The sequence below is a fragment of the Mycobacterium parmense genome (assembly GCF_010730575.1).
GTDB classification, from domain to species: Bacteria; Actinomycetota; Actinomycetes; order Mycobacteriales; family Mycobacteriaceae; genus Mycobacterium; species Mycobacterium parmense.
Genome location: NZ_AP022614.1, coordinates 3,240,327 through 3,267,064, shown reverse-complemented (window position 1 = coordinate 3,267,064; position 26,738 = coordinate 3,240,327). Strand labels below are relative to the sequence as shown.

Annotated in this window: 29 protein-coding genes; 22 read left to right on the top strand and 7 right to left on the bottom strand. The window is 70.5% G+C overall.

Translation table 11 applies throughout. The features are described 5' to 3' along the window. Positions 1-2 precede the first annotated feature (2 nt). The 6 genes from G6N48_RS14990 to G6N48_RS14965 all read left to right on the top strand — a co-directional run bounded on the left by G6N48_RS14990 (position 3) and on the right by G6N48_RS14965 (position 4,780). The gene (locus tag G6N48_RS14990) at positions 3-299 is read left to right on the top strand and encodes a WXG100 family type VII secretion target (protein WP_085272002.1); all 297 of its coding nucleotides are present in this window, start codon (positions 3-5) and stop codon (positions 297-299) included. Between the two features lie 265 nt (positions 300-564). Next, positions 565-1,008 (top strand): 50S ribosomal protein L13, encoded by a 444-nt coding sequence (gene rplM, locus G6N48_RS14985; RefSeq protein WP_085272003.1) that lies wholly within the window; start codon positions 565-567, stop codon positions 1,006-1,008. Continuing rightward, positions 1,005-1,535: a 30S ribosomal protein S9 gene (gene rpsI / locus G6N48_RS14980; RefSeq protein ID WP_085272004.1), complete on the top strand. Its 531-nt coding sequence runs from the start codon at positions 1,005-1,007 to the stop codon at positions 1,533-1,535. Before rplM ends, rpsI begins: the two co-directional genes overlap by 4 nt. 151 nt (positions 1,536-1,686) lie before the next feature. Beyond that, a complete protein-coding gene (gene glmM, locus G6N48_RS14975) occupies positions 1,687-3,036 on the top strand; it encodes a phosphoglucosamine mutase (RefSeq protein WP_085272005.1) in 1,350 nt (449 codons plus the stop codon). A 44-nt stretch (positions 3,037-3,080) separates the two neighbouring features. Continuing rightward, positions 3,081-3,410 (top strand): type VII secretion target, encoded by a 330-nt coding sequence (locus G6N48_RS14970; protein WP_085272006.1) that lies wholly within the window; start codon positions 3,081-3,083, stop codon positions 3,408-3,410. Positions 3,411-3,412: 2 nt separating this feature from the next. Then, complete coding sequence (locus G6N48_RS14965) at positions 3,413-4,780, top strand: hypothetical protein (RefSeq protein ID WP_085272007.1); 1,368 nt, start codon at positions 3,413-3,415, stop codon at positions 4,778-4,780. A gap of 4 nt (positions 4,781-4,784) precedes the next feature. On the opposite strand, the gene G6N48_RS14960 is transcribed toward G6N48_RS14965, so the two are convergent. Genes G6N48_RS14960 through G6N48_RS14950 form a run of 3 tightly spaced genes read right to left on the bottom strand, consistent with a single transcriptional unit; the run spans position 4,785 to position 6,999 of the window. Continuing rightward, on the bottom strand, positions 4,785-5,837 hold the full coding sequence (locus tag G6N48_RS14960) for an LLM class F420-dependent oxidoreductase (protein WP_085272008.1): 1,053 nt from the start codon (positions 5,835-5,837) through the stop codon (positions 4,785-4,787). Between the two features lie 47 nt (positions 5,838-5,884). Further along, positions 5,885-6,724: a dienelactone hydrolase family protein gene (locus G6N48_RS14955; protein WP_085272009.1), complete on the bottom strand. Its 840-nt coding sequence runs from the start codon at positions 6,722-6,724 to the stop codon at positions 5,885-5,887. 59 nt (positions 6,725-6,783) lie between these two features. Then, positions 6,784-6,999, bottom strand: coding sequence for an Rv1535 family protein (locus G6N48_RS14950; RefSeq protein ID WP_085272010.1), 216 nt, complete (start codon positions 6,997-6,999; stop codon positions 6,784-6,786). Positions 7,000-7,605: 606 nt separating this feature from the next. Between G6N48_RS14950 and glmS the strand changes: the two genes are divergently transcribed. The 13 genes from glmS to groL all read left to right on the top strand — a co-directional run bounded on the left by glmS (position 7,606) and on the right by groL (position 21,400). Continuing rightward, entirely contained in the window at positions 7,606-9,474 is a 1,869-nt protein-coding gene (gene glmS, locus G6N48_RS14945; protein ID WP_085272011.1) for a glutamine--fructose-6-phosphate transaminase (isomerizing), read from the top strand. An 84-nt stretch (positions 9,475-9,558) separates the two neighbouring features. Next, positions 9,559-10,407: a DUF4436 domain-containing protein gene (locus G6N48_RS14940; protein WP_085272012.1), complete on the top strand. Its 849-nt coding sequence runs from the start codon at positions 9,559-9,561 to the stop codon at positions 10,405-10,407. A gap of 51 nt (positions 10,408-10,458) precedes the next feature. Continuing rightward, complete coding sequence (locus G6N48_RS14935; RefSeq protein ID WP_232066629.1) at positions 10,459-11,172, top strand: rhomboid-like protein; 714 nt, start codon at positions 10,459-10,461, stop codon at positions 11,170-11,172. Between the two features lie 52 nt (positions 11,173-11,224). Beyond that, entirely contained in the window at positions 11,225-12,646 is a 1,422-nt protein-coding gene (locus G6N48_RS14930) for an NAD(P)H-hydrate dehydratase (protein ID WP_085272088.1), read from the top strand. A gap of 31 nt (positions 12,647-12,677) precedes the next feature. Beyond that, positions 12,678-14,042, top strand: coding sequence for a glutamate decarboxylase (locus tag G6N48_RS14925; protein WP_139826053.1), 1,365 nt, complete (start codon positions 12,678-12,680; stop codon positions 14,040-14,042). A gap of 238 nt (positions 14,043-14,280) precedes the next feature. Continuing rightward, a complete protein-coding gene (gene alr, locus G6N48_RS14920; protein WP_179969878.1) occupies positions 14,281-15,447 on the top strand; it encodes an alanine racemase in 1,167 nt (388 codons plus the stop codon). A gap of 52 nt (positions 15,448-15,499) precedes the next feature. Beyond that, positions 15,500-16,552 carry an alpha/beta fold hydrolase gene (locus G6N48_RS14915; protein WP_232066794.1) on the top strand — a complete coding sequence of 351 codons (1,053 nt, stop codon included), beginning with the start codon at positions 15,500-15,502 and terminating at the stop codon, positions 16,550-16,552. Next, positions 16,545-17,021 carry a tRNA (adenosine(37)-N6)-threonylcarbamoyltransferase complex ATPase subunit type 1 TsaE gene (gene tsaE, locus G6N48_RS14910; RefSeq protein WP_085272016.1) on the top strand — a complete coding sequence of 159 codons (477 nt, stop codon included), beginning with the start codon at positions 16,545-16,547 and terminating at the stop codon, positions 17,019-17,021. Before G6N48_RS14915 ends, tsaE begins: the two co-directional genes overlap by 8 nt. After that, positions 17,018-17,641 (top strand): tRNA (adenosine(37)-N6)-threonylcarbamoyltransferase complex dimerization subunit type 1 TsaB, encoded by a 624-nt coding sequence (gene tsaB / locus G6N48_RS14905; RefSeq protein WP_085272017.1) that lies wholly within the window; start codon positions 17,018-17,020, stop codon positions 17,639-17,641. The genes tsaE and tsaB overlap by 4 nt, the downstream gene beginning before the upstream one ends. Beyond that, positions 17,638-18,105, top strand: coding sequence for a ribosomal protein S18-alanine N-acetyltransferase (gene rimI, locus G6N48_RS14900; RefSeq protein ID WP_085272018.1), 468 nt, complete (start codon positions 17,638-17,640; stop codon positions 18,103-18,105). Before tsaB ends, rimI begins: the two co-directional genes overlap by 4 nt. Continuing rightward, a complete protein-coding gene (gene tsaD / locus G6N48_RS14895; RefSeq protein ID WP_085272019.1) occupies positions 18,102-19,136 on the top strand; it encodes a tRNA (adenosine(37)-N6)-threonylcarbamoyltransferase complex transferase subunit TsaD in 1,035 nt (344 codons plus the stop codon). Before rimI ends, tsaD begins: the two co-directional genes overlap by 4 nt. Positions 19,137-19,376: 240 nt before the next feature. Next, positions 19,377-19,679, top strand: a complete 303-nt coding sequence (gene groES / locus G6N48_RS14890) for a co-chaperone GroES (protein ID WP_085272020.1) — start codon at positions 19,377-19,379, stop codon at positions 19,677-19,679. Between the two features lie 89 nt (positions 19,680-19,768). After that, on the top strand, positions 19,769-21,400 hold the full coding sequence (gene groL / locus G6N48_RS14885) for a chaperonin GroEL (protein ID WP_085272021.1): 1,632 nt from the start codon (positions 19,769-19,771) through the stop codon (positions 21,398-21,400). A gap of 97 nt (positions 21,401-21,497) precedes the next feature. Here groL and G6N48_RS14880 read toward each other — a convergent pair whose 3' ends face one another. The 4 genes from G6N48_RS14880 to G6N48_RS14865 form a co-directional block, all read right to left on the bottom strand. Continuing rightward, the gene (locus G6N48_RS14880) at positions 21,498-22,463 is read right to left on the bottom strand and encodes a lytic transglycosylase domain-containing protein (protein WP_372511251.1); all 966 of its coding nucleotides are present in this window, start codon (positions 22,461-22,463) and stop codon (positions 21,498-21,500) included. 235 nt (positions 22,464-22,698) lie between these two features. Then, positions 22,699-22,989, bottom strand: a complete 291-nt coding sequence (locus tag G6N48_RS14875; protein ID WP_085272022.1) for a hypothetical protein — start codon at positions 22,987-22,989, stop codon at positions 22,699-22,701. A gap of 223 nt (positions 22,990-23,212) precedes the next feature. Beyond that, entirely contained in the window at positions 23,213-23,674 is a 462-nt protein-coding gene (locus tag G6N48_RS14870; protein ID WP_085272023.1) for an OsmC family protein, read from the bottom strand. Between the two features lie 91 nt (positions 23,675-23,765). Then, positions 23,766-24,074 carry a WhiB family transcriptional regulator gene (locus tag G6N48_RS14865; RefSeq protein WP_085272024.1) on the bottom strand — a complete coding sequence of 103 codons (309 nt, stop codon included), beginning with the start codon at positions 24,072-24,074 and terminating at the stop codon, positions 23,766-23,768. Between the two features lie 369 nt (positions 24,075-24,443). On the opposite strand from G6N48_RS14865, the gene G6N48_RS14860 reads away from it, so the two are divergent. From G6N48_RS14860 to G6N48_RS14850, 3 genes are all read left to right on the top strand, one after another. Further along, positions 24,444-25,265 (top strand): hypothetical protein, encoded by an 822-nt coding sequence (locus tag G6N48_RS14860; protein ID WP_139826033.1) that lies wholly within the window; start codon positions 24,444-24,446, stop codon positions 25,263-25,265. Positions 25,266-25,346: 81 nt separating this feature from the next. Beyond that, complete coding sequence (locus G6N48_RS14855; protein WP_085272025.1) at positions 25,347-25,922, top strand: sigma-70 family RNA polymerase sigma factor; 576 nt, start codon at positions 25,347-25,349, stop codon at positions 25,920-25,922. Further along, complete coding sequence (locus tag G6N48_RS14850) at positions 25,909-26,718, top strand: anti-sigma-D factor RsdA (RefSeq protein ID WP_372511253.1); 810 nt, start codon at positions 25,909-25,911, stop codon at positions 26,716-26,718. The genes G6N48_RS14855 and G6N48_RS14850 overlap by 14 nt, the downstream gene beginning before the upstream one ends. The last annotated feature ends 20 nt before the right edge of the window (positions 26,719-26,738 follow it).

The following is a 26,738-nucleotide window of genomic DNA, read 5'->3' as shown; positions in this document are numbered from 1 at the left end:
CCGTGGATCCGGTGTTGTCCTATGACTTCGGCGAGATCGAACACTCGGTGCGCCAGGAGATCCACGCGACCGCTGCCCGGTTCAATGCCGCCCTCGACCAGCTGAGATCGCAGATCGCCCCGCTGCAGCAGCTCTGGACCCGCGAGGCGGCGACCGCTTATCAGGTCGAGCAGAGCAAGTGGCACCAGGCGGCAACCGCGCTGAACGAGATGCTCGTCGACCTGGGAAACGCGGTCCGCGACGGGGCGCAGGACGTGGCGGACGCCGACCGTCGCGCCGCGGGCGCGTGGGGACGCTAGACGCCGCGCGGGCTGGGCCGCGCCTGATAGACGCCGCGCGGGCTGGGCCGCGCCTGATAGACGCTGTGTGGTCCCGGCGGGGGAGAGCCGCCGGGACCACACAGTGATTTTGACCTGCGGGGATGGCGGTCGGTAAGCTGCTCCGTTGGCGTGCGGTACGCCGGGGCCTCGGGTCAACGTCGGTCGCCGAGATCAACCCCACCGCCTGACGCCTGACCGGCACCCGGTGAAACCGGGATCCACTCGAGAGAAGAAGGTAAGCGCTGTGCCCACCTATGCGCCCAAGGCGGGTGACACCACGCGCTCGTGGTACGTCATCGACGCCACGGACGTGGTGCTTGGCCGCCTTGCCGTCGCGGCAGCCAACCTGTTGCGCGGTAAGCACAAGCCGACGTTCGCCCCCAATGTCGATGGCGGAGACTTCGTCATCGTCATCAACGCCGACAAGGTCGCCATCAGCGGCGAGAAACTGCGGGACAAGATGGCCTACCGCCACTCCGGGTATCCCGGCGGCCTGCACAGGCGCACGATCGGCCAGCTGATGGAGAAGCACCCCGACCGTGTCGTGGAGAAGGCGATCGTCGGCATGCTGCCCAAGAACAAGCTCAGCCGTCAGATCCAGCGCAAGCTGCGCGTCTACGCCGGCCCCGAGCACCCCCACACGGCTCAGCAGCCGGTGCGGTACGAGATCAAGCAGGTGGCCCAGTGACCGAGACAACCGAAGCCACCGACGTCACCGAGGCCGCCGACGTCACCGAGGCTGCCGACGTCACGGAGGTCACCGAAGCCACGGAGGCTCCCGAGGCGCCTGCCGCCGAGGCGGCCGCGTCCGGCGAATCGTTCGTCTACGAGCGGCCCATCCAGACCGTCGGTCGCCGCAAGGAGGCCGTCGTGCGGGTCCGCCTGGTGCCCGGCACCGGCAAGTTCAGCCTCAATGGGCGCAGCCTCGAGGACTACTTCCCCAACAAGGTGCACCAGCAGCTCATCAAGGCCCCGCTGGTCACGGTCGACCGGGCGGAGAGCTTCGACATCTACGCCCTGCTCTCCGGCGGCGGACCCTCGGGCCAGGCCGGCGCGCTGCGCCTGGGCATCGCGCGGGCGCTGATCGTGGCCGCGCCGGAGGACCGGCCCGCGCTGAAGAAGGCGGGCTTTTTGACCCGCGACCCGCGCGCCACCGAGCGCAAGAAGTACGGGCTGAAGAAGGCGCGCAAGGCGCCGCAGTACAGCAAGCGCTGACCTGCGATCACTTTCTGGCCGCAACGGCGCATCTTGTTCGAACACGAGGTGCGTCGTTGTCGGCGTGTCTGCGCACTTATCCGCACGGTTTCGGTCAGAAAGATAAGGGCACGTTAGGTGCGGAACCGCTAACTGTGAGAGGTTTGTCCGCATGGGTCGACTATTCGGCACCGACGGCGTTCGGGGGATCGCCAACCGCGAGCTGACCGCCGAGCTGGCGCTGGCGCTGGGAGCAGCCGCAGCGCGGCGGCTGGCGGGCACCGGCCGCGGCTCGGCGGCGCCCGCGCGGCGCGTGACCGTCGTCGGCCGCGACCCGCGGGCCAGCGGCGAGATGTTGGAGGCCGCGGTCATCGCCGGGCTGGCCAGTCAGGGCGTGGACGCCCTGCGGGTCGGGGTACTGCCGACGCCCGCGGTCGCCTACCTGACCGGTGCTTACGACGCCGACTTCGGCGTGATGATCTCGGCGTCGCACAATCCGATGCCCGACAACGGCATCAAGATCTTCGGTCCCGGCGGCCGCAAGCTCGACGACGAGACCGAGGACCAGATCGAGGAGTTGGTCGCCGCCGGCCCGGGGCTGCGGCCCGTCGGCGCGGGCATCGGCCGCGTCCTCGACGCCGAGGACGCCGCCGAGCGTTACCTGCGTTATCTGAGCAAGGTCAACGCGGTGCGGCTAGACGGCCTGACCGTGGTGGTCGACTGCGCGCACGGCGCCGCGTCGTCGGTGGCGCCCAGCGCCTACCGCGCGGCCGGCGCGCAGGTCATCGCGATCAACGCCGAGCCCAACGGGCTCAACATCAACGACGGCTGTGGCTCGACGCACCTGGACTCGCTGCGGTCGGCCGTCATCGCCCACCACGCCGACCTCGGTCTGGCGCACGACGGCGACGCCGACCGGTGCCTGGCCGTCGATGCCCACGGGCAGCTCGTGGACGGCGACGCGATCATGGTGGTGCTGGCCCTGGCGATGCAGGAGGCCGGTGAACTGGCCTCCGACACACTGGTGACGACGGTCATGAGCAACCTCGGACTGCACCTGGCGATGCGCTCGGCCGGCATCACCGTGCGCACGACCGGCGTCGGTGACCGCTATGTCCTCGAGGAGCTGCGGGCCGGCGACTACAGCCTGGGCGGGGAGCAGTCCGGCCACATCGTGATGCCCGCCGTGGGTTCCACCGGCGACGGCATCGTCACCGGGCTGCGGCTGATGATGCGCATGGCGCAGACGGGCTCGTCGCTGGCCGACCTCGCCTCGACAATGCGGGCGCTGCCACAGGTGCTGATCAACGTTCAGGTCGCCGACAAGGCCACCGCCGCCGCCGCGCCGTCGGTACGGAGCGCGGTCGGCGAGGCCGAGGCCGAGCTCGGTGACACCGGCCGAATCCTGTTGCGCCCCTCGGGCACCGAACCGATGATCCGTGTCATGGTGGAGGCGCCCGAGGAAGGCGTCGCGCAGCGGGTCGCCAACCGGGTCGCCGAAGCGGTGAGCCTCGCGCGCTGACGTCGCGCCGGAACCCCGACGCCGTACCGACCGTCGAACAAGGCATGAGATTCGACACAGGGGTACGACAGAGCACCGTCGCGCGAACGGAGATCGACGTCGTGGCGACGCGCCGGATCGCCGGCCAGTTCGGCGCCGCCGCCGAGCTCATCGACGCCGCGGCCACCGATCACCTCGCCGCGCTCACGTTCGGGGGGGACCGTGCCGGCCGCGCGTATGCCGCACGCGGCGATGCGCTGCGGGTCCAGTTGCACCGGCTGGGGGCCGAGTTGTCGCAGTGGGCACGCACATCGGTCGATATCGCGGCGGCGCTGCGGGCCTGCGCCGACCGCTACGCCGACGCCGAACTCTCTGCCGCCGCGCGGATCGCCTGACCGTGGCCGACCGGTTGGACGTCGCGGCGCGCCTCGCCGAGGGGCGGGAGGCCGTCGAGCACACCCAGGCCTACGTGCAGGCGTGTCACGCGCTGGGCTTCGGCCATCCCGACCTGACCTCGCACCCGTCCCAGGTCCCAGACTGGTACGACGGCGAAGACGGCCTCGACCTGCACGCGCTCGACCAGGACTGCGCGGCGCTGCGCGCTGCGGGTGCGGCGGTGACGGAGGCCCTCCGGATGCAGCGCGCCCAAGCCGCCGAGCTCGCCGCGGCATGGCAGGGGCCCGGCGGCGACTCGGCGGTGCGGCTGGTGCAGCGCCACTGTGACGTCGCGGCGGGCGTGGCCACCGAATTGCGTGCGGCGGCGCAGCGGTGTGAGTCGCTGCGCGACAACCTCTGGTATCTGGTCGATTCCAAGGTGGCGACCGCCGTCGCCGTGGACGATCGGACCGTGGCGCAGCGGCAGTCGTGGCTGGCCGCCGCCGCGACCGTCACCGGCGGGGCGGGCGACAGGCCGAGCGCCGAACAGCTCATCCGCCAGGAGGTCGGGCCCTACGTGCGCGAGGACGTGGTGATCGACTGGCTGACGACGATGCGCTCGACGGCCGACGCCGTCGCGACGTCGTACGACATGGTGATCGACAGGATGGCCGCCGCACCGACGGCCTGCTTCGAATTTCCGGGTGACCTCGGTGGGGGCTATCTGCCCGGCCCGCAGTCAATGCCGCCGGCACTCGCCCCAGTACCGGCGGCCGTCGCACCGGCGCCCGGCGCCCCCGCGGCTGTCGCCCCCGCTGCGGTTGTGCCCGCGCCGGTAGACGCGGCTTCCGCTCCGGCAGCGGCGGCCCCCGTCGCCGCGTCGGCAGCGCCGGCTCCCGCGCCCGCAGCTCCCGTTCCGGACTGGGGCGCCGCGCTCGGGGACGCCTCGAGCCTTCCAGCCGGAGATCTCGGCGGTGGCCTGGGCGGCCTCGGCAGCCTGGGCGGTCTCGCCGGCCTGGCAGGCAGAATCGTCGACGCGATGAGTGGCCTGGTCGGATCGGCGACCGAAGACCTCGGCGACGATCCCTTCCACGCCGACGACGAGGCCGACCCGGCCGACGACGAGGCCGACCCGGCCGACGACGAGGCCGACCCGGCCGGTACCGCGGAGGCGCCGTCGCCGGTCGACGCGCCAATGCCGGCAACGGGTACGGCGCCGCCGCAGGGCGTTTCGGAGCCGGCCGAAGTCACGCCCTCGCCGCCGCCTGCGGGCGGCGAACCCGCGCCCGCGGCGGCTGCGGCCGATGCGGCGCCGCCGGCACCTCCGGCGGATGAGCACTCGACGCCCTGCGAAATCGCCGCCGACCAGCTTCCACAGGCGGGGCAGTGACGGCTCAGGCGGGCCGTAGCGCCAAGGCTTCCTTCACGAAGCGCACGTACTCGTCGCGGTCGGCGGCCAGTGGGCTCAGCAAAAGCGTCGTCACGCCGGCGGCGGCGAATGCGGCCAGGCGCTCGGCGACGTATCCGCGCGGTCCGACCAGCGAGATGCCCCGCACCAACTCTTCGGGCACCAGATCGATGGCCTCCTGCTTGCGGCCGGACAGGTACAGCTGCTGGATCCGGTCGGCGACCTCGCCGAACCCGTAGCGCGTCGCCAGGCGGTGGTAGAAGTTGCGGCCCTTGGCGCCCATCCCGCCGATGTAGAGGGCCAGTTGCGGTTTCACCCGGGCCAGCCGGTCTCCGACGTCGTCCCCGATGGCCAGCGACGCGTGCACCACGACGTCGAGCGGCCCCAGCGCCGGATCACGCCGCGCGGAGCCGGCAGCGAGCGCCCCGCCCCACACCGATGCGGCGCGTTCCGGGTGAAAGAACACGGGCTGCCAGCCCTCGGCGATCTCGGCGGTGAGCTCGACGTTCTTGGGGCCAAGCGCCGCAATAGTGATCGGAATACGTTCGCGCACAGGATGATTGATGAGCTGCAGCGGTTTCCCCAGACCCGTCCCGCGGTCCGCGGGCAGCGGGATCTGGTAGTGCTTACCGGCATGCTGCACCCGTTCGCGGCGCCACACCTGGCGGCAGATCTCCACGACCTCGCGGGTGCGGCCCAGCGGAGCGTCGAACTCGACACCGTGGAAGCCCTCGATCACCTGAGGGCCGGAGGTGCCGATCCCGAGACGGAATCGCCCGTCGGACACGAAGTCCAGCCCGGCCGCGGTCATCGCCAGCAGCGACGGTGTGCGGATGAAGAGGGGGAACACCCCGGACGCCAACTCGACGGTGTTGGTCTTCGCCGCCAGGTAGCCGAGCTGGCTGACTGCGTCGAAGGCGTACGCCTCGGCGACGACGGCGGCGTCGATGCCCGCCTTTTCGAGTTCGACGACGCGCTCGACGGCATCGTGAAACCCGCCCGAGTAATCAAGAGCAATCCCGATTCGCACCCACGACATCTACCACGACGCCCGCCGGCCGCCGAGCAGCGGAAAGGAAACGCACGTCACTTCAGCAGGGCGACGATCTTCTCCTCGAGGGGCACCGACTCGGCCTCCGGATCCAACTGGTCCGTCCTGGGCAGCCGGACGTCGGGATCGGCGAAATCGCGGTACGTCTTGTCGCCGCCCAGGGTGTACAGCAAATAGCCCGTCAACAGCGCTCGGACCGACCGCTGCGTGCGCCGGTGTGGACCGCCCAGGCCAAGGACGCCGGTCAGCCGGCGACCCTCGGCCAGCCCCGCCGGGTGGGCCTTGCTGACGATGCGCAGCGTGGCCGACTTCCAGACGCGGGACAGCTCGGGTGCGTCGGCGTTCAGGGTTTTCGGATCGTCCGGTGCGCTCAGGATCAAGCCCGGAACCTTCAGCGTCGCGGCCGGCCGCTCGGCCGGCGGATCGGTGACCTTCGGGAAGATCGCCGCGACCGCCGCCGGCTTGTCGGGCATACCGGCCGCGGCGAACACGGCGGCCGACGCCCCGAAACCGTGGCCCGCCACGCCGAGCCTGGCGGGATGAACGCTGATCTTCCCCGGGCCGAGGCGCACGCCCGACACGATGTCGAGGGCGGTGCCGAGGTCGAACGCCAGGTTCAGTACCGAAGGTGCCACCCCACGCTGGGTGTCGGGGGCACCCGCGACGATGCCCCACGACGCCAGGTGTTCGAGCAGCCGCGAGTAGCGGGCGGTGCCGGTAAGCCAGTCGTGACCGAACGCCACGCCGGGCAGATTCAGGCCGGCTTCCGGGGTGTACACCACGCCGGGCAGTCCGGCAAAGGCCAGGTCACCACGCAAAACCCGGTGCGGTCCTCGGCGGCTGAGGGCTGCGACGAGCTTGCGGGTGCGGGCCACCCGTCGACGTTAGCGCATCGCCCTCCGGCGCCGGGAAAACGCACAGCCCACCGTGCTGCTCAGGCCGTGACCTCGATGACGCCCACGCGCCACAGCACGGCGTACACCTGGCGCAGCGGGATGCTCAGCAAACGGGCGGCGCCGTCGACCAGTGGGTCGCCGCCGCCGATCGGTGAGCGGTGCCGCTTCGGGGCCGGTGCGGGCGCCAGCGTCAGGTGCGGCGCGGCCGGCGCAGCCGGGACGGGGGGAACGTCGTCGTAGAGGACAGCGGTCATGGTTGTCTCCTTGAGAGGGCGCCGAGTCGGCGCATTGACCGGGTGATAAGAAGTAATCGATGCCCGGCATAAATGGCTTTTGCGTTTTTTGTCCGATGCATTCAGCAAATCGGCACTCGGTAACTGGACTATCGGCATTGATGTCTGCTCGAAATTAGATCGTCAAAGAAATCGCGTGGCCCGCACGGTTCGCGTGTCACGGTAAAACGCTGTCTTACATAGTGATTACCGAGAAGCGATCGCTGGCGGCCATCCGCAACGTGATCAGGCGGGCGTCTACACCGGGGTCCTTTCCGCTGGCTTAAGTGGTTGCCAGCTCTGGCTGATATTCGGAAGTCTAAAGGGCAAACATGCTCAGGCACTGACGCCAACGAAAACGCCGAAGATACATCAGGTGAAAAGAGTTGCGGTCGTTTATGAAGACGGTATGAATTGGCCCGAAACGGCCGCCCAAGTCGTGCCGGGCTGAGGCCGGGCGAGGCCGGGCCGGCCCGCGTCCGCGACCGCCGCCCGCCCGGCGCCGGCGTGCCCGGGCCGTCGCGATTCCGTCTCGCGTCGGCCGCGCGGGGACGGGCCCAGGCGGATCACTGCACTACCCTGGTCAGAATGTGCGGAATCGTCGGCTACGTCGGGCAGCGGCCTGCCTGCAAGGTCGTCATGGATGCGCTGCACCGGATGGAATACCGCGGCTACGACTCCTCGGGCATCGCGTTGGTGGACGACACGGGCAGGCTCACCGTGAGCCGCCGCGCCGGCCGGCTGGCGAACCTCGAGGAAGCGGTGGCGGAGATGCCGCCGGAGTCCCTGGCGGGCGCCACCGGCCTCGGCCATACCCGCTGGGCCACCCACGGACGTCCCACCGACCGCAACGCGCACCCGCACCGCGACGCCGCCGGCAAGATCGCGGTGGTCCACAACGGCATCATCGAGAACTACGCCGCGCTGCGCCAGGAGCTCGAGGCTTCCGGCGTCGAGTTCGCCAGTGACACCGACACCGAGGTGGCCGTGCACCTGGTGGCGTGGGCCTACCGGCACGGCGAGACCGCCGGCGACTTCACCGCGTCCGTGTTGGCTGTCCTGCGCCGGCTGGAGGGCCACTTCACGCTGGTGTTCGCCAACGCCGACGAGCCCGGCACCATCGTCGCCGCGCGCCGGTCCACGCCGCTGGTCGTCGGGATCGGCGACGGCGAGATGTTCGTCGGCTCCGACGTCGCGGCGTTCATCCCGCACACCCGCGAGGCCGTCGAACTCGGCCAGGACCAGGCCGTGGTGATCACCGCGGACGGTTACCGGATCACCGACTTCGCCGGCAACGACGACGCCGCGAACGCCCGCCGTTTTCACATCGACTGGGACCTGGCCGCCGCCGAGAAAGGCGGTTACGAGTACTTCATGCTCAAGGAGATCGCCGAGCAGCCCGCCGCCGTGGCCGACACGCTGCTCGGTCACTTCGCCGACGGCCGCATCGTCCTCGACGAGCAGCGGCTCTCCGACCAGGAGCTGCGCGAAGTCGACAAGGTCTTCGTCGTCGCCTGCGGCACCGCGTACCACTCCGGGCTGCTGGCCAAGTACGCGATCGAGCACTGGACGCGGCTGCCGGTGGAGGTCGAGCTCGCCAGCGAATTCCGTTACCGCGACCCGGTGCTCGACCGCAGCACCCTGGTGGTGGCCATCTCCCAGTCCGGGGAAACCGCCGACACCCTCGAAGCCGTCCGGCACGCAAAGGAACAAAAGGCCAAGGTGCTGGCCATCTGCAACACCAACGGCTCGCAGATTCCGCGCGAGTGTGATGCGGTGCTCTACACGCGCGCCGGCCCGGAGATCGGCGTGGCGTCGACGAAGACGTTTTTGGCGCAGATCACCGCCAACTATCTGGTCGGCCTGGCGCTGGCGCAGGCCCGCGGCACCAAGTACCCCGACGAGGTGGAGCGCGAGTATTCCGAGCTCGAGGCGATGCCGGACCTGGTGGCCCGGGTACTGGCGACGGTCGAGCCGGTGGCCGCCCTGGCATACCGGTTCGCCCAGTCGTCCACCGTGCTGTTTCTGGGCCGTCACGTCGGCTACCCGGTGGCGCTGGAAGGCGCGCTGAAACTCAAGGAGCTGGCCTACATGCACGCCGAGGGGTTCGCCGCCGGCGAGCTCAAGCACGGCCCGATCGCGCTCATCGAGGACGACCTGCCGGTGATCGTCGTCATGCCCTCGCCCAAGGGTCAGGCCACCCTGCACGCCAAGCTGCTGTCCAACATCCGCGAGATCCAGGCCCGCGGCGCGATCACCATCGTGATCGCCGAGGAGGGCGACGACACCGTGCGACCCTACGCCGACCACCTGATCGAAATCCCTTCGGTGTCAACGCTTCTGCAGCCGCTGCTGTCGACCATCCCGCTGCAGGTGTTCGCCGCGTCGGTGGCCCAGGCGCGCGGGTACGACGTCGACAAGCCGCGCAACCTCGCCAAGTCCGTCACGGTCGAGTAGCCGGGCGCCGCTTCGGCGGTTCGGCCGACGGGCACGCGGCGGTTGCATTAGATTCCCCGTTGAAGCACGCCCCGGGGAGGACAAATGCGAACGGCCGTCACGCGTTTCGGCATCGTCAGTCTGGTCGTCGTCATCGTCGGGGCTTACGCCGCGTCGCTGATGTTCTACGCCCGCAGCAGTTCGGCGACCAACGTCTTCGACGGTCCGGCCGGCAGCGACGGGACCACGGCGACGCTGAGCGTCGAAGAGATGCAGCCGAACTACAGCGCGGTCGTCGCCAACCTGGCCGTGCTGCCCGGCCCCGCGCTGCTGGATCCGCTGACCCACCGGCTCAAGGAAGACCTCACGCTTCGGGTCAGGTCCGCCGCCGCGCCCACCCACCGCGAGTACACCAGGGGCATGCTGCCCGGCGTCTTCCCCGTCCCGCTGACCCTCGCCGGCCACCTCGAGCGCTGGCCCTTCGACCACTACCGCTCCGGACCGATCGAGGTGCAGCTTTTCCACGGCGGCGGCACCACGCCCGAACTCGTGCCCGTGACCTTCGTCGACCACCTGTCCGGCTGGCAGGTCGGCGCCAGCAAGCCCAGCGACAACGCCCCCTACCGGCTCAACCTGCGCCGGGCGCCGAGCACGGCGGCGTTCGCGATCGTGGTCATCGGCGTCCTGGTCACCATCGCCGTCCTGGCCCTGTTCGTCGCGATCCAGACGGTGCGTGACCGGCGCAAATTCCAGCCGCCGATGACGACCTGGTACGGGGCGATGCTGTTCGCGGTCGTGCCGCTGCGCAACGCGCTGCCCGGCTCGCCGCCGTTCGGCAGCTGGATCGACCTCACCGTCGTCATCTGGGTGCTGGTCGCCCTGGCGGTCGCGATGTCGCTCTACATCAGCTGCTGGTGGCGGCACCTGCGGCCCGACGCCGACAAGCCGGCCTGACGCGTGCGCCCGAAGTTCACCTCCCGCCGCACGGCGTGCGAAGGTTAACGGGTGGCGAATTCGTCGGTGCGGGGGCGGCTGCGGGGCATCGGCCTCGTGGTCTGGCACTTCGTCAGCAACGCACCGCTGACCTACGGCTGGCTGGTGGTGCTGGCGATCACCACGATCGTCCAAAACGAACTCCCCAAGCGGGAGCTGCACGCGATGCTGCTGCACCACTCCACGAACATCCACGCGCTGGCGCGCGACCCGCTCGACGTGCTGTTCTCCAGCCTGCTGTGGATCGACGGCAAGGAGCTCGAGCCCTACCTGCTGCTGTTCACCCTGTTTCTGGCGCCGGCCGAGCACTGGCTCGGCCAATTGCGCTGGCTCACGGTGGGATTGTCCGCCCACATCCTGTCCACCTACATCAGCGAAAGCCTGCTGTACTTCGCGATCGAGGAGCACGACGCCGCCGAACGGCTGGTGCACGCCCGCGACATCGGCGTCAGCTACTTCCTGGTCGGCGTGATGGCCGTGCTGACCTACCACATCGCGCGTCCGTGGCGCTGGGGCTACCTCGCGATCCTGTTCGTCATCTTCGGCTTCCCGCTGCTGACCATGGACCGCATCGAGCTGAACTTCACCGCGATCGGGCACTTCACCTCGATCCTCATCGGGTTGTGCTTCTACCCGATGACCCGCACCAAGAAGGGTGGGCAGCTCAGCCCGGCCCGGGTCAAGGCGATGATGCGCCGGGGCGGCTCCTCGGAGGGTTCCGCCTGACCGCAGGCGGTGGCGTGGTCTGATCGCGGCCCGGCATGGGATGCTTGCGTTGATGCGGCACTACTACTCCGTGGACGCGATCCGCGCGGCCGAAGCGCCGCTGCTGGCCGCCCTGCCCGACGGTGCCCTGATGCGGCGCGCCGCCTTCGGGCTGGCCACCGAGATCGTCGGCGAGCTGACCGCCCGCACCGGAGGGGTCGCCGGGAGGCGGGTGTGCGCGGTCGTCGGCTCCGGGGACAACGGCGGCGACGCGCTGTGGGCGGCGACCTTCGTGCGCCGGCGCGGCGCGGCCGCCGACGCGGTGCTGCTCAGCCCCGACCGCGTCCACCGCAAGGGACTGGCGGCATTCCGCAAAGCCGGCGGGCGCGTCGTCGAAAAAGTCTGTCTGGGAACCGATCTCGTGATCGACGGGGTGGTCGGCATCTCCGGTTCGGGTTCGCTGCGGCCGGCCGCGGCCGACGTGTTCTCGGCGGTCGACCGGGCGGGGATTCCGGTGGTCGCCGTCGACAGCCCCAGCGGCATCGACGTGGCGACCGGTGCGATCACCGGACCGGCGGTGCACGCCGCGCTGACGGTCACCTTCGGCGGGCTCAAGCCGGTGCACGCGCTGGCCGACTGCGGCCGCGTGGAACTGATCGACATCGGGCTCGACCTGCCGCCGACCGACGTCCTGGGTTTCGAGGCCGCCGACGTCGTGGCTCGCTGGCCGGTCCCGGGCCCCCGCGACGACAAGTACACCCAGGGCGTGACCGGCGTGATGGCCGGCTCGTCGACGTATCCGGGCGCGGCCGTGCTGTGCACCGGCGCCGCGGTCGCGGCCACCTCCGGGATGGTCCGCTACGCGGGCAGCGCTCACCGCGAGGTGCTCGCCGTGTGGCCCGAGGTGATCGCGTCGCCCACTCCGGCGTCGGCCGGCCGGGTGCAGGCCTGGATCGTGGGGCCCGGCCTGGGCACCGACGAGGCCGGCGCGGCGGCGTTGTGGTTCGCGCTGGAAACCGACCTGCCGGTGATCGTGGACGCCGACGGCCTGACCATCCTGGCCGCCCACCCCGAGCTGGTGGCGAACCGGACGGCACCGACGGTCCTCACCCCCCACGCGGGTGAATACGCCCGCCTGGCGGGTAACCCGCCGGGGGACGACCGCGTCGGGGCCTGCCGCAAGCTGGCCGACACGTTCGGCGCGACGGTGCTGCTCAAGGGCAACGTCACCGTGGTCGCCGACCCGGGTGGCCCGGTTTACCTCAACCCGGCCGGGCAGTCGTGGGCGGCGACCGCCGGTTCCGGCGACGTCCTGTCCGGAATGATCGGTGCGCTGCTGGCGGCGGGCCTGCCGGCCGCGGAGGCGGCCGCGGCGGCGGCCTTCGTTCACGCGCACGCGGCGGAGCGCTCGGCCGCCGACCCTGGCCCGCGCGAGGTGCCCACGTCGGCGTCGCGCATCGTGCCGCACATCCGGGCGGCCCTGGCCGCCCTTTAGAAAGGATCACCACGTGCCACAGCACCCGTCCATGCCCGCGCACTCCATCGCTCCCGCCTACACCGGCCGCATGTTCACCGCGCCGGTGCCGGCGTTGCGGCTGCCGGACGAATCGATGGACCCCGAAGCCGCCTACCGGTTCATCCACGACGAGCTCATGCTCGACGGCAGTTCCCGGCTCAACCTGGCCACCTTCGTCACCACCTGGATGGACCCCGAAGCCGGGCGGCTGATGGCCGAAACGTTCGACAAGAACATGATCGACAAGGACGAGTACCCGGCGACCGCGGCCATCGAGCAGCGCTGCGTGTGCATGGTGGCCGACCTGTTCCACGCCGACGACCTGCGCGACGACGACCCGTCGAGCGCCTGCGGCGTGTCGACCATCGGCTCCAGCGAGGCGGTCATGCTGGGCGGGCTGGCCATGAAGTGGCGGTGGCGCGAGAAGGTCGGCAAAGAGTGGAAGGGTCGCACCCCCAACCTCGTGATGGGCTCCAACGTCCAGGTGGTGTGGGAGAAGTTCTGCCGTTACTTCGACGTCGAGCCCCGCTACCTGCCGATGGAGGAGGGGCGCTACATCATCACCCCGGAGCAGGTGGTCGACGCCGTCGACGAGGACACCATCGGCGTGGTGGCGATCCTGGGCACCACCTACACCGGCGAACTCGAGCCCATCGCCGACATCTGTGCGGCGCTGGACAAGTTGGCGGCCGGCGGCGGCGTCGACGTGCCGGTGCACGTGGATGCCGCCAGCGGGGGCTTCGTGGTGCCCTTCCTGCATCCCGACCTCAGGTGGGACTTCCGGCTGCCCCGGGTGGTGTCGATCAACGTCAGCGGCCACAAGTACGGCCTGACCTATCCCGGCGTCGGGTTCGTGGTGTGGCGCAGCAAGGAGTATCTGCCCGAGGACCTGGTCTTCCACGTCAACTATCTCGGCGGCGACATGCCGACCTTCACGCTGAACTTCTCCCGCCCCGGTAACCAGGTGGTCGGCCAGTACTACAACTTCCTGCGGCTGGGCCGTGAGGGCTACACCCAGGTCATGCAGACGCTGTCGTCGACCGCGCAATGGCTGGGTCACCAACTGCGCGTCGGCGATCACTGCGAACTGATCTCAGACGGGTCGGCGATACCGGTGGTCGCCTTCCGGCTCGCCGGGAACCGCGGCTACACCGAGTTCGACGTCTCCCACGAGCTGCGGAGTTTCGGTTGGCAGGTGCCCGCCTACACGATGCCCGACAACGCCACCGACGTGTCGGTGCTGCGCATCGTGGTCCGCGAGGGCCTCTCCGCCGACCTGGCCCGCGCGTTGCACGACGACGCCCGCACCGCGCTGGCCTCGCTGGACAAGCTCAAGCCTGGCGGCCATTACGAGGCCCAGCACTTCGCGCACTAGGACGGCGAGCGCCGCTGTCACCTTCGTCACGTTCCCACTTCGGTGACGGCCCGGGGCGGGGCCCGTCCGTGTGCCCGCCTCCCAGCGACGATCCCGGGTGTCGGCCGCCCGGCGCCCTGAGACGGGCGGACCGCTGATCGGGGGCGCAAGTGGCACCTGCGCCGGGTGTGACTGCGCCGCGGGCGCGCCCCGCCGTCGTGAATCGGTGGCACCGGACCGTTCTGGGACAATGGCGGCCGTGTCCGTTACGCCGACATCCCGGACACCCGGTGTCCTCGCCGAGGCCGTGGTGGATCTGGGTGCCATTGAGCACAACGTGCGGGTGCTGCGCGAGCACGCCGGCCCCGCACAGGTGATGGCGGTCGTCAAGGCCGACGGCTACGGCCACGGGGCCACCCGCGTCGCCCACGCGGCGTTGGCCGCCGGGGCCGCGGAGCTGGGTGTCGCGACCGTGGACGAGGCCCTGGCGCTGCGCGCGGCCGGAATCACCGCGCCGATGCTGGCGTGGCTGCACGCGCCCGGCGTCGACTTCGCGCCGGCGCTGCTGGCCGACGTCGAGATCGCCGTGTCCGGCGAGCGTCAGCTCGACGAGCTGCGCGACGCGGTGCGCCGCACCGGCAAGACCGCTACCGTCACCGTCAAGGTCGACACCGGGCTGAACCGCAACGGCGTCCACCCAGCGCAGTACCCGTCGATGCTGGCGGCGCTGGGCCGGGCCGTCGCCGAGGACGCCATCCGGCTGCGCGGGCTGATGTCGCACATGGTCTACGCCGACCAGCCGGGCAATCCTATGAACGACGAACAGGGCCAACGTTTTTCCGAGCTGCTCGAGCGGGCGCGGGCCCGGGGGCTGCGGTTCGAGGTGGCCCACCTGTCGAACTCGTCGGCCACGATGTCGCGTCCGGACCTCGCCTTCGACCTGGTGCGCCCGGGCATCGCGGTGTATGGCCTCAGCCCCGTGCCCGAGCTCGGCGACATGGGCCTGATACCGGCGATGACCGTGAAATGCCCAGTGGCGCTGGTGAAGCCGATCAAGGCGGGGCAGAGCGTGTCCTACGGGCACACCTGGACCGCGCGGCGCGACACCACCCTGGGGCTGCTGCCCGTCGGCTACGCCGACGGAATTTTCCGGTCGCTGGGCGGGCGGCTGGACGTGCTGATCAACGGCAGGCGCCGGCCCGGCGTCGGGCGGATCTGCATGGACCAGTTCGTCGTGGACCTGGGTCCCGGGCCGGTCGACGTCGCCGAGGGTGACGAGGCCATCCTGTTCGGCCCGGGCGGCAGCGGCGAACCCACCGCCCAGGACTGGGCTGAGCTGCTCGGCACCATCCACTACGAAGTGGTGACCAGCCCGCGGGGGCGCATCACCCGGACCTATCGCGAGGCGCGGAACGTTGCGACCTGACAAAGCCCGCAGACGCCTCAGGGGCAGCGCCTGGCTTGCGGGAGGCGCGGGGCTGACCGCCGTCGCCACCATCGTCGGGGCCTCGGCCAGGCGGTCGATCACCCAACGGGCGCGCGCCGGTGAAGACCCTTACGCGACCGAGGATTTCGACCTGATCGACGACGACCGTGGGTACGTGGTGACCACCCCGGACGGAGTGCCGCTGGCGGTTCGCGAGGCGGGCCCGGCCGACGCGCCGCTGACCATGGTTTTCGTGCACGGATTCTGCCTGCAGATGGGCGCGTTCCATTTCCAGCGGACTCGGTTGCCCGACCGGCTGGGCGGGCGCGTGCGAATGGTCTTCTACGACCAACGCGGCCACGGGCGCTCCGGGGAGGCCGCGCCCGAAAGCTACACGCTGACCCAGCTCGGCGCCGATCTGGAGACGGTGCTGAAGGTGGTCGCACCCCGCGGGGCGGTGGTGCTGGTCGGCCACTCGATGGGCGGCATGACGGTGCTGTCGCACGCGCGGCAGTTCCCCGACCGCTACGGGCGCCGCATAGTGGGCGTTGCGCTGATTTCCTCTGCGGCCGAGGGGGTTTCGCGATCTCCGCTGGGCGAGATACTGCGGAACCCGGCGCTGGAAGCCGTCCGGTTCACCGCGCGCTCGGCGCCGAAGCTGATGCACCGCGGCCGCAACGTGTCCCGCTCGCTGATCGGCCCGGTGCTGCGGGCGGCGTCCTTCAGCGACCTGCAGGTCAGCCGCAGCCTGGACGCCTTCTCGCAGCGGATGATGAACGGCACCCCGATCCGCACCATGGTGGGCTTCCTGGACGCCCTGGAAAAGCATGACGAGACCGCCGGGCTGTGGACGCTGCTGCGGGTGCCGACCCTGATCGCCTGCGGCGACCACGACCTGCTCACCCCGGACGAGTATTCGCGACGGATGGCCGCGTCGTTGCCGCAATCCGAGCTCGTCATCGTCGCCGGTGCCAGCCACCTGGCACTGCTGGACAAGCCGGATGCCATCAACGACGGCCTGGTCCGGCTGGTCAAGCGGGCCACTCCGAGCAAGGCCGCGCTCGCGATCCGGCAGGTGCGAAACAGGTTGGGCCGCAATGGCTGAGCGGTCGGGCACGGCCACCTGCGAGCGCGTCGAGGACACCGTCGCGCTGGGGGAGCGCCTTGGCCGTCAGCTGCGCGCCGGCGACGTGGTGGTGCTCTCGGGCCCGCTCGGTGCGGGAAAGACGGTGCTGGCCAAGGGGATCGCCGCGGCGATGGCCGTCGACGGACCCGTGACCTCGCCGTCTTACGTGCTGGCGCGGGTGCACCCGGCGCGCCGCGAAGGCACGCCGGCGATGATCCACGTCGACATGTACCGCCTCCTGGACCGGCGCGGCGCCGACCTGCTCGGCGAACTCGACTCGCTGGACCTCGACAGCGATCTCGAGGACGCCGTCGTCGTCGTGGAGTGGGGCGAGGGATTGGCCGAGCGGCTCTCCGAGCGTCATCTCGACGTCCGCCTCGAGCGCGTGAGCCACTCCGACGTGCGCATCGCCACCTGGCAGTGGGCCGGGAGCGGGGCCGACTCATGACCCTGGTGCTGGCCCTCGACACCTCGACGCCCGCCGTGACAGCCGGGATCGTGCGGCTCGACGACCTCTCGGTGCTGGCCGAACGCGTGACCGTCGACGCCCGGGCGCACGCCGAACGGCTCACCCCGAACGTGCTGAGCGCCCTCGCCGACGCCGGGCTGGCGATGCCCGACCTCGACGCCGTCGTCGTGGGCTGCGGCCCCGGACCGTTCACCGGGCTTCGGGCCGGCATGGCGAGCGCCGCCGCGTACGGGCACGCGCTCGGTATCCCGGTGCGCGGCGTGTGCAGCCTCGACGCCATCGGCGTGCGGACCACCGGCGACACCCTGGTCGTCACCGACGCCCGACGCCGCGAGGTGTACTGGGCCCGCTACCACGACGGGGTCCGCATGGACGGCCCCGGGGTCAGCGCGCCGGCCGAAGTCGACCCCGGACCGGCGCGAGCGGTGGCCGGTTCGCCCGACCACGCCGCCCTGTTCGGCCTGCCGCCGTGCGCGCCGGTCCACCCGACGCCGGCCGGGCTCGTCGCCGCGGTTTCCGACTGGTCGCAGCCCCCGCAGCCGCTGGTGGCGTTGTATCTGCGCCGTCCCGACGCCAGGCCGCTGGCGGCCCGCGGATGACCGCCCCCAGCGAGCCCGTCACCGTCGGCGCGCTGACGCCCGCGGACGCCGCGCGGTGCGCCGAGCTCGAGGCGCTGTTGTTCGACGGCGACGACCCGTGGCCCGCCGCGGCGTTCAACCGCGAACTGGCAAGCGCCCACAATCATTACGTGGCCGCACGCGCCGGCGGCATGGTCGTGGGCTACGCGGGCATCTCCCGGCTGGGTCGCAAACCGCCGTTCGAATACGAGGTGCACACCATTGGCGTGGACCCGGTCTATCAGGGCCGGGGCATCGGGCGCCGGCTGCTCGACCAGCTGCTCGCCTTCGCCGAGGGCGGCGTGGTGTACCTCGAGGTTCGCACCGACAACGCGGCCGCCGTCGCGCTGTACCGCAGCGTGGGCTTTGAACAGATCGGGCTGCGCCGGCGCTACTACCGGGTCAGCGGCGCCGATGCCTACACCATGCGACGGGAGGCCCGATGATCGTCCTCGCCATCGAAACCTCCTGCGACGAAACGGGAGTCGGGATCGCGCGGCTGGCCGGGGACGGCACCGTGACGCTGCTCGCCGACGAGGTGGCCTCCAGCGTCGACGAGCATGTCCGCTTCGGGGGCGTCGTCCCCGAGATCGCGTCCCGGGCCCATTTGGAGGCGCTGGGGCCGACCATGCGGCGCGCCCTGTCGGCCGCCGGCGTCGACAAGCCCGACGTCGTCGCCGCCACCATCGGGCCCGGGCTGGCCGGCGCCCTGCTGGTGGGAATCGCGGCGGCCAAGGCTTACGCCGCGGCCTGGGGGGTGCCGTTCTACGCCGTCAACCACCTCGGCGGACATCTGGCCGCCGACGTCTACGAGCACGGACCGCTGCCCGAATGTGTGGCGCTGCTGGTGTCCGGCGGGCACACCCACCTGCTGCACATCCGTTCCCTCGCCGAGCCGATCGTCGAGCTGGGCAGCACCGTCGACGACGCGGCGGGCGAGGCCTACGACAAGGTCGCGCGGCTGCTGGGGCTGGGTTATCCGGGCGGCAGGGTGCTCGACGAGCTGGCCCACACCGGCAACCGCGACGCCATCACGTTCCCGCGCGGCATGACCGGCCCGGCCGACGACCCGTACGCGTTCAGCTTCTCCGGGCTCAAGACGGCGGTGGCGCGCTATCTCGAGAGCCACCCGGACGCCGCGAACGCCGATGTGGCGGCGGGCTTCCAGGAGTCGGTCGCCGACGTGCTGACCCGCAAGGCCGTGCGCGCCGCGACCACGCTGGGCGTCTCCACCCTGCTGATCGCCGGGGGAGTTGCCGCCAATTCGCGGCTGCGCGAGCTGGCCGAAGAGCGCTGCGCCGCGGCCGGCTTGACCCTGCGGATCCCCCGGCCGCGGCTCTGCACCGACAATGGGGCGATGATCGCGGCGTTCGCCGCGCACCTCGTCGCCGCGGGCGCGAAGGCCTCGCCGCTGGACGCGCCCAGCGACCCGGGTCTGCCCGTCACGACAGGTCAGGTGAACGGTCCGATCGCCTGATCGCCAAGGGCGAAACTCCGGAAGCAGCGGGGGGCCCTTGAGTGCTAGCACTCTCGTGTATAGAGTGCTAGGTGGCATTCGGACGATCCCCTGCGCCGGCACCCGCGACGACGGCGCAAGGGAACGGACGAACGCCGAATCCCCTGATAATCGGACGGTTCCGGGCAAGCCCAGGGCCGGCCGGCAACTCCGGTCCGGGCGAAGCCCCGGACCCCATCTCACTAGTGGAGGGCTCCTATCGTGGCGAAGGTGAACATCAAGCCACTCGAGGACAAGATTCTCGTGCAGGCCAACGAGGCCGAGACCACGACCGCGTCCGGTCTGGTCATTCCTGACACCGCCAAGGAGAAGCCGCAGGAAGGCACCGTCGTCGCAGTCGGCCCCGGCCGCTGGGACGAGGACGGCGCGAAGCGGATTCCGGTGGACGTGTCGGAGGGTGACACCGTCATCTACAGCAAGTACGGCGGCACCGAGATCAAGTACGGCGGCGAGGAATACCTGATCCTGTCGGCGCGCGACGTGCTGGCCGTCGTCTCGAAATAAGCATCGTGTCCCGCCCCGGCGATCCCCGTGCCGAAAGCACGGGGATTTTCCGGGGCGGCATGCGTTATCGCCCCTCTTAAAGGAGCCTGATGAGCAAGATCATTGAGTACGACGAAGCCGCGCGGCGCGCCATGGAGGCCGGCGTGAACAAGCTCGCCGACGCGGTGCGGGTGACGCTGGGTCCGCACGGCCGGCACGTGGTGCTGGCCAAGGCGTTCGGCGGACCCGCGGTCACCAACGACGGCGTCACCGTCGCCCGCGAGATCGACCTGGCCGACCCGTTCGAGAACCTGGGCGCCCAACTGGTGAAGTCGGTGGCCACCAAGACCAACGACGTCGCCGGCGACGGCACCACCACCGCGACGGTGCTGGCGCAGGCGCTGGTCAAGGGCGGCCTGCGGATGGTCGCCGCGGGCGCCAACCCCATCGCGCTCGGCGCGGGGATCAACAAGGCCGCCGACGCGGTGTCCGAGGCGCTGCTCGCGTCGGCCATCCCGGTCTCCGGCAAGGACGCCATCGCTCAGGTGGCGACGGTGTCGTCGCGCGACGCGCACCTCGGCGAGCTGGTCGGCGAGGCGATGAGCAAGGTGGGCACCGACGGTGTGGTCAGCGTCGAGGAATCCTCGGGGCTGAGCACCGAGCTCGAGTTCACCGAGGGCGTCGGTTTCGACAAGGGCTTCCTGTCCGCCTACTTCGTGACCGACTTCGACTCCCAGGAGGCCGTTCTCGAAGACCCGATGATCCTGCTGCACCAGGAGAAGATCACCTCGCTGCCGGACCTGCTGCCGATGCTCGAGAAGGTCGCCGAGTCGGGCAAGCCGCTGCTGATCATCGCCGAGGACGTCGAGGGCGAGGCCCTGGCGACGCTGGTCGTCAACTCCATCCGCAAGACGCTCAAGGCGGTCGCGGTCAAGGCGCCGTTCTTCGGCGATCGGCGCAAGGCGTTCCTCGAGGACCTGGCGGTGGTGACGGGCGGTCAGGTGATCAACCCGGACGCCGGCCTGGTGCTGCGCGAGGTGGACACCGACGTGCTCGGCTCGGCCCGCCGCGTCGTGGTCACCAAGGACAGCACCATCGTCGTCGACGGCGGCGGCTCCAAGGAAGCGGTCGCCGGCCGCATCAAGCAGCTGCGCGCGGAGATCGAGAACAGCGATTCCGACTGGGACCGCGAGAAGCTGCAGGAGCGGCTGGCCAAGCTGGCCGGCGGCGTGGCCGTCATCAAGGTGGGCGCCGCCACCGAGACCGCGCTCAAGGAGCGCAAGGAAAGCGTCGAGGACGCCGTCGCGGCCGCCAAGGCCGCCGTCGAGGAGGGCATCGTCGCCGGCGGCGGGTCGGCGCTCATCGGAGCTCGCAAGACGCTGACGGAGCTGCAGGCGTCGCTGACCGGGGACGAGGCGACAGGTGTCGCCGTGTTCTCCGAGGCGCTGGGGGCGCCGCTGTACTGGATCGCCACCAACGCCGGTCTGGACGGCGCGGTCACGGTCAACAAGGTCGGTGAGCTGCCCGCCGGACAGGGGCTGAACGCGGAGAAGCTCAGCTACGGCGACCTGATCGCCGACGGCGTCATCGACCCGGTCAAAGTGACCCGCTCGGCGGTGCTCAACGCGGCGTCGGTGGCGCGGATGTTGCTCACCACCGAGACGGCCGTCGTCGACAAGCCCGCCGACGAGGCAGACGACCATGGCCATGGCCACGGCCACGGCCATCACCACCACCACTAGGTGAGCCGTACCAAGCACCCCCGGCCGTGCGCACGGCCGGGGGTGCTTTGTTTGCGGGCCTCGCCGGCGACCGGCCTGCTGTGCTCGGGGCCTGCCGTCATTGCGGGTGTGTCGACAGGTAGTCGCCCACCGGGATCGGCGACGACTCGGAATAGCCGATCGGCAGGAGGACGTCGCCGGCGGTGGTGACGTAGTACACCTCCCACCGGTAGTAGCCGGCGAACGCGGCGGGATCGTCGGCGAGCACGCCCGCGTACTCGTCGACGGCGCGCACATATTCGTCGGAGTGGTTGTACTGCCGGATGGCGCTATCGGGGTTGTTCGCAAAGCCGTTGGCTGACAGATAGCGGCCGGCCGCCATGATGCTGTCGCGCGGCGACTCGATGTCGCCGCCCTCGCCGTAGGCGGCGAACGTGGCGGGCAGGAACTGCATGGGGCCCCGGGCGCCCGCGGTGCTGTCCCCCTTGATGCTGCCGAACCGGGTCTCGACCAGATTGATCGCCGCCAGGTAATTCCAGCCGACCCCGGACGCCGATTCCGCTGAGCGATAGTCGCCGAGCAGTTCGTCCGCCGGTGCCGGCGGCTCGATGCGCCACGCCGGCACCGTAGCCTTCGCGGGAGTCATCGCGGCGAGCTGCCGGCGTGCGTCGACGTTGCGGTCGTATGCCGCCAGCAATTGCGGCGGTATCCGCGGCCGGGTGATCGCGTCCCATTCCGGGTTCCGCCCGATCGCGCGGTAGGCCGCCTGCTGGCGGCGCGCCGCCGCGACCAAGGCCGGCTCCGGCGTCGAGCGGTCACGCACCGCTTGCTCGTCGGCGACGAGGTCGTCGGCCAGCTGCGCGGGGTCGGACGCCAGCTCGGGCTGCGCGCCCGACGGAATCATGGCCGCGCGCGCCGGCCCGGTGGCCGGCAGCGCCGTCGCGGTCAAGGGAGCCGCCGTCATCGCGGTCGGTGGTGCTGTCGGCTCCGTGCAAGCGGCGACCGCGAACATGACCGTGGCGAGAACAAGGCCGGCGGAGGCGACGACGACTGTACGGGTTGGGCTCACTGTGTTCGCTTCCATCGACTGACTCATTCGTATCAGACGACGATTGCGAAACGCAGGAATTCGGCGCCACCACCGGGGGCGCCGGTCGATCAAGCGCGCGCTGCCCGGCGCGGCCGGAGTTGTCGACCGGCACCGGGCGGTGGCGCCAGCAGCCCGCCACGCCGGGCCCACGACATTAGGCGCTATGACGCCGGGCCGGCCTGCCAGTCCAGCCGACGTCGCTTTCGGCCACGCCGCACGCGGCGGCCGTTCACTCGTTATCGCCGTCGGACTTGGTCAGCACACGCTCCGCGCTGCGCACGATGCTGCGGTGAAACTTGTACTGCGCGTTGACCAGCTGGTCGGCCAGTTCAATTGCGGCGTCGACGATCTTCTTGCGCAGCGGCTCGACAGATTCAGGAAGGGCCTGATCGACCGTGTCACGGAATTTACGCAACGCCTTGCTCGCGACCTCCTGTCCGGCTTTGGCCGACTCGCGCACATCGTCGACCAGTTCTACCGCGCGAGGCGCCACCGTTTTCTTCTCAGCACCTTGGGTCATGTCAAAAGCTCCCTGTCTCTCAGTTGTTCTCTGCCTGTACCGAACTGACGCTAGCCACCCGCGGCGTCACCGGATATGGCCGATGGTCACAGGCAAAGAGCCGTTGGTCCGCGCGTCCGGCTTGTACGCGGGCACGCCGGCGCAGTCAGGAATTCGGCGGGTGCGGCCCGGTTCGCGAACCCGGTGACTTCCGGCCCTACCCGTGCCAGTGCACCCGGGCGAGTCACGTCAGCGACGTGGCGACGCGAACCTCCGAGGTCAGGGTCTGATGCACGGGGCACCGGTCGGCGATCAGGAGCAACCGTTGCCGTTGCATCTCGTCGAGGCGTCCGGCCAACTCGATGTCGCGGTCGATGTGGTCGATCCATCCGCTGCGCGTTTCGCACTCCGCACAGTCTTTGGCGTGAATACGGGTGTGCCGCAACGTCACCCGAACCCGCTCCAGCGGCCAACCCTTGCGGTCGGCGTACATTCGCAGGGTCATGGACGTGCACGCCCCGAGCGCGGCCAGCAGCAGATCGTAGGGCGTCGGTCCGGTGTCGTCGCCGATCGGGCGCGGTTCGTCGGCCGCGAGCCGGTGCGGCCCGGCGGTGATCTGCTGCGCGTAGGTGCCCGTGCCGGCTTCGGTCACGGTCACCGTGCCCTCGGCCGGCGCCTCGGCAGAACTGGTCTGGGGTGTCGTCATGCCACTTACCTTGGCGGACCGCCGCTCCGCACACCAACCGACACCAGTCGGCCCCCGCCGGGTGGGCGGGGGCCGACGGGATGGACGATCTCTAGGCGGACCGGCGGATGCCGCGGGAGCGACCGATGTCGCCCTTGAGCAGCAGGTCGCGTTCGGATTCCGACAGGCCGCCCCAAACCCCGTACGGCTCGCCGACTTCCAGGGCGTGGGATCGGCACTGCTCGATCACGGGGCAGCGCCGGCACATCTCCTTGGCGCGCTGCTCGCGCTGCATGCGGGCACGGCCGCGCTCGCCGTCGGGGTGGAAGAACATCGATGAGTCGACGCCGCGGCACAAGCCCTGCAGTTGCCAGTTCCAGATGTCGGCGTTGGGCCCAGGTAGCTGCTCCGGTTGTGGCATTGGTGTGTTTCCCTCTCTGCACGGCACGCCCAAGTGAGGTCAAGTTCGAAAAGCGTCCGAGAACCGATTGTGCATCTGAAATGATGTGGCGTCACCGATGACTACCCGTCATCCGTAGACGTTAGGGGCGACGGCGAATTTCCGTCAATAGCCACTTAGCTCTCCAAACTATGTGCTCGTTGGAGGAGAATTAACTTCACGTTCATCTGCAAAGCATTTGCAGAACGATAACCGTGCTAACCAGCGACTTGCCGGATCGGGAATCTTGCAGCTCACGGGCTAGGCACCCGGATTGAGCAATTAGTACGGCGCCTAGAGTGATTAACAGATCAGTAACAGAAAGACCACAAACTGTTTACTACCGTCACCGTGAACGAAACTCGTCACACTTTCGATATCGAGCACGCCCTGGCGGCCGCCGCCTTCGGTGACCGGCCGGGCATGCGGCCGCTGCCGACCGCCCGGACGCCTCATCAGCTGTGGCTGCGCGCGGTGGCCGCAGGCGGTCAGGGCCGCTACGGCAGCGCCTACCGCGACCTGGCGGAGTTACGGCGCAGCGCACCGGCGGGACCGCTGGCTTCGCTGGCCCACAGCACACAGGGATCGTTCCTGCGGCAGCTCGGCTGGCACGTGATGGCTCGCGGGTGGGACGGCCGCGCCCTGGCGCTGGCGGGCGGGGGCGTCGAAGCCGGCGAGGCGCGCGCCGACGCCTTGATCGGGCTGGCGGCCGACGCGCTGGGCGTCGGCCGGTTCGCCGCAGCGGCGACGCTGTTGGGCCGGGTGGATCCGGCGCGCGGTCCGCTGCCCGACCGGCTCCCGGTCCGCCGGCACTGGGTGGCAGCGGAGCTGGCGATGGCGTGTGGCGACGGTGCGCTCGCCGTCCGCCACGCCGCCGAGGCGGTGGAGCTGGCGGGGGCCATGGCCGTGCCGTCGGAGCGGCACCGGGTCAAGAGTGACGTGGTGCTGGCCGCCGCCCTGTGCAGCGCCGGGGACACCGGGCGCGCCCGCGAGATCGCGGACGCCGCGCTCGGCGACACCGGCCGGCTGGGGCTGTTGCCCCTGCGATGGGCGGTGGCCTGCTTGCTGATCGATATCGGAAGCGTCACGGTTGCGACACCGAAATTGCGCGAAATTCGGGATATCTGCGCAGGTCAGGTGCGACGCGCCGGGGGAACCTGGCGTTCCGCTTGAAACGGTCTTCAGGCCTTATTGTCAGTGCGTTAGATAGCCCCGCGATGTGCCCGCTTCGTAACGTGGGAGAGACCGCCGTCGATGACACTTCAAGGAGAACGTCTCGACGCTGCGGTCGCGCAGGCCGTGACGGGGGACAGCAACGCATTACGGGAGGTGCTGGAGACCATCCGCCCGATTGTCGTGCGATATTGCCGGGCGCGAGTCGGCACCGTCGAGCGGGGTGGCCTGTCAGCCGACGACGTGGCACAGGAGGTGTGCTTGGCCACCATCACCGCGCTGCCGCGCTACCGGGACCGCGGGCGGCCGTTCCTGGCGTTCCTCTACGGCATCGCGGCCCACAAGGTCGCGGACGCCCACCGGGCCGCCGGGCGCGATCTCGCCTACCCCGCCGAGTCGGTGCCGGAGCGCTGGTCGCGCGAAGCCGGCCCGGAACAGCGGGCCATCGAGGCCGAATCCGTGAGCAGGATGAGCGACCTGCTGGAAATCCTGCCTGCCAAGCAGCGCGAGATCCTGATCCTGCGCGTGGTGGTCGGCCTGTCCGCCGAGGAGACGGCCGCCGCGGTCGGCAGCACCACCGGCGCGGTCCGGGTGGCGCAGCACCGCGCGCTGTCGCGGCTCAAGTCCGAGATCGTCGCGGCGGGTGACTATGCCTGAATTCGGATACGCCCTCGGCGACCAGCCGGCCCTGGACGAGGTGGCCCGCACCGACCTGCTCGTCGACGCGCTGGCCGCGCGCCGCCCGGTCGAGCTCGACGACCGTGACGACGATGCGCTGGCCGCCCTGCTGGAGGACTGGCGCGACGACCTGAGGTGGCCACCGGCCAGCGCCCTGGTCTCGCCGGAACAGGCCATCGAAGCCCTGCGCACGGGACTCGCGGAGCGCCGGCACGGGCGCCGCGGCCTGGCGACGATCGGATCCGTCGCCGCTGCGCTGCTGATGCTGAGCGGCTTCGGCGCCATGGTCGTCGAGGCCCGTCCGGGCGACACCCTGTACGGCCTGCACGCCATGTTCTTCGACCAGCCGCGGGTCAACGACAGTCACATCGAGCTGTCGGCCAAGGCCGAGCTGGCCAAGGTCCAGCAAATGATCGACGAAGGGCAGTGGGACCAGGCGCACAATCAGCTCGCCGAGGTGAGTTCCACCGTGCAGTCGATGGACGACGGCGCCGGCAAACACGACCTGATGGATCAGGTGAACCTGCTCAACACCCGGGTGCAGTCGCGCAACCCGAATGCGACGCTGCCCGCGCCGGCCGTCTCGCCGGGCCCCGCCGGCCCGCTTCCGGCCGCCACCACCGCGGTGCCGCCGAGCCAACCGGCTCCCGGCGAATCGCAGAGCCCGGCGCCGTCCTTGCCGGCCACGCCGTCGACCACCCCGTCGTCGGGGCGGCACCGGCATCACCCGCACACGACGGTGCCACCCGCGGACGCACCCAGCGGCACGCCCTGACCGGAAGCTTTTTCGGTGAA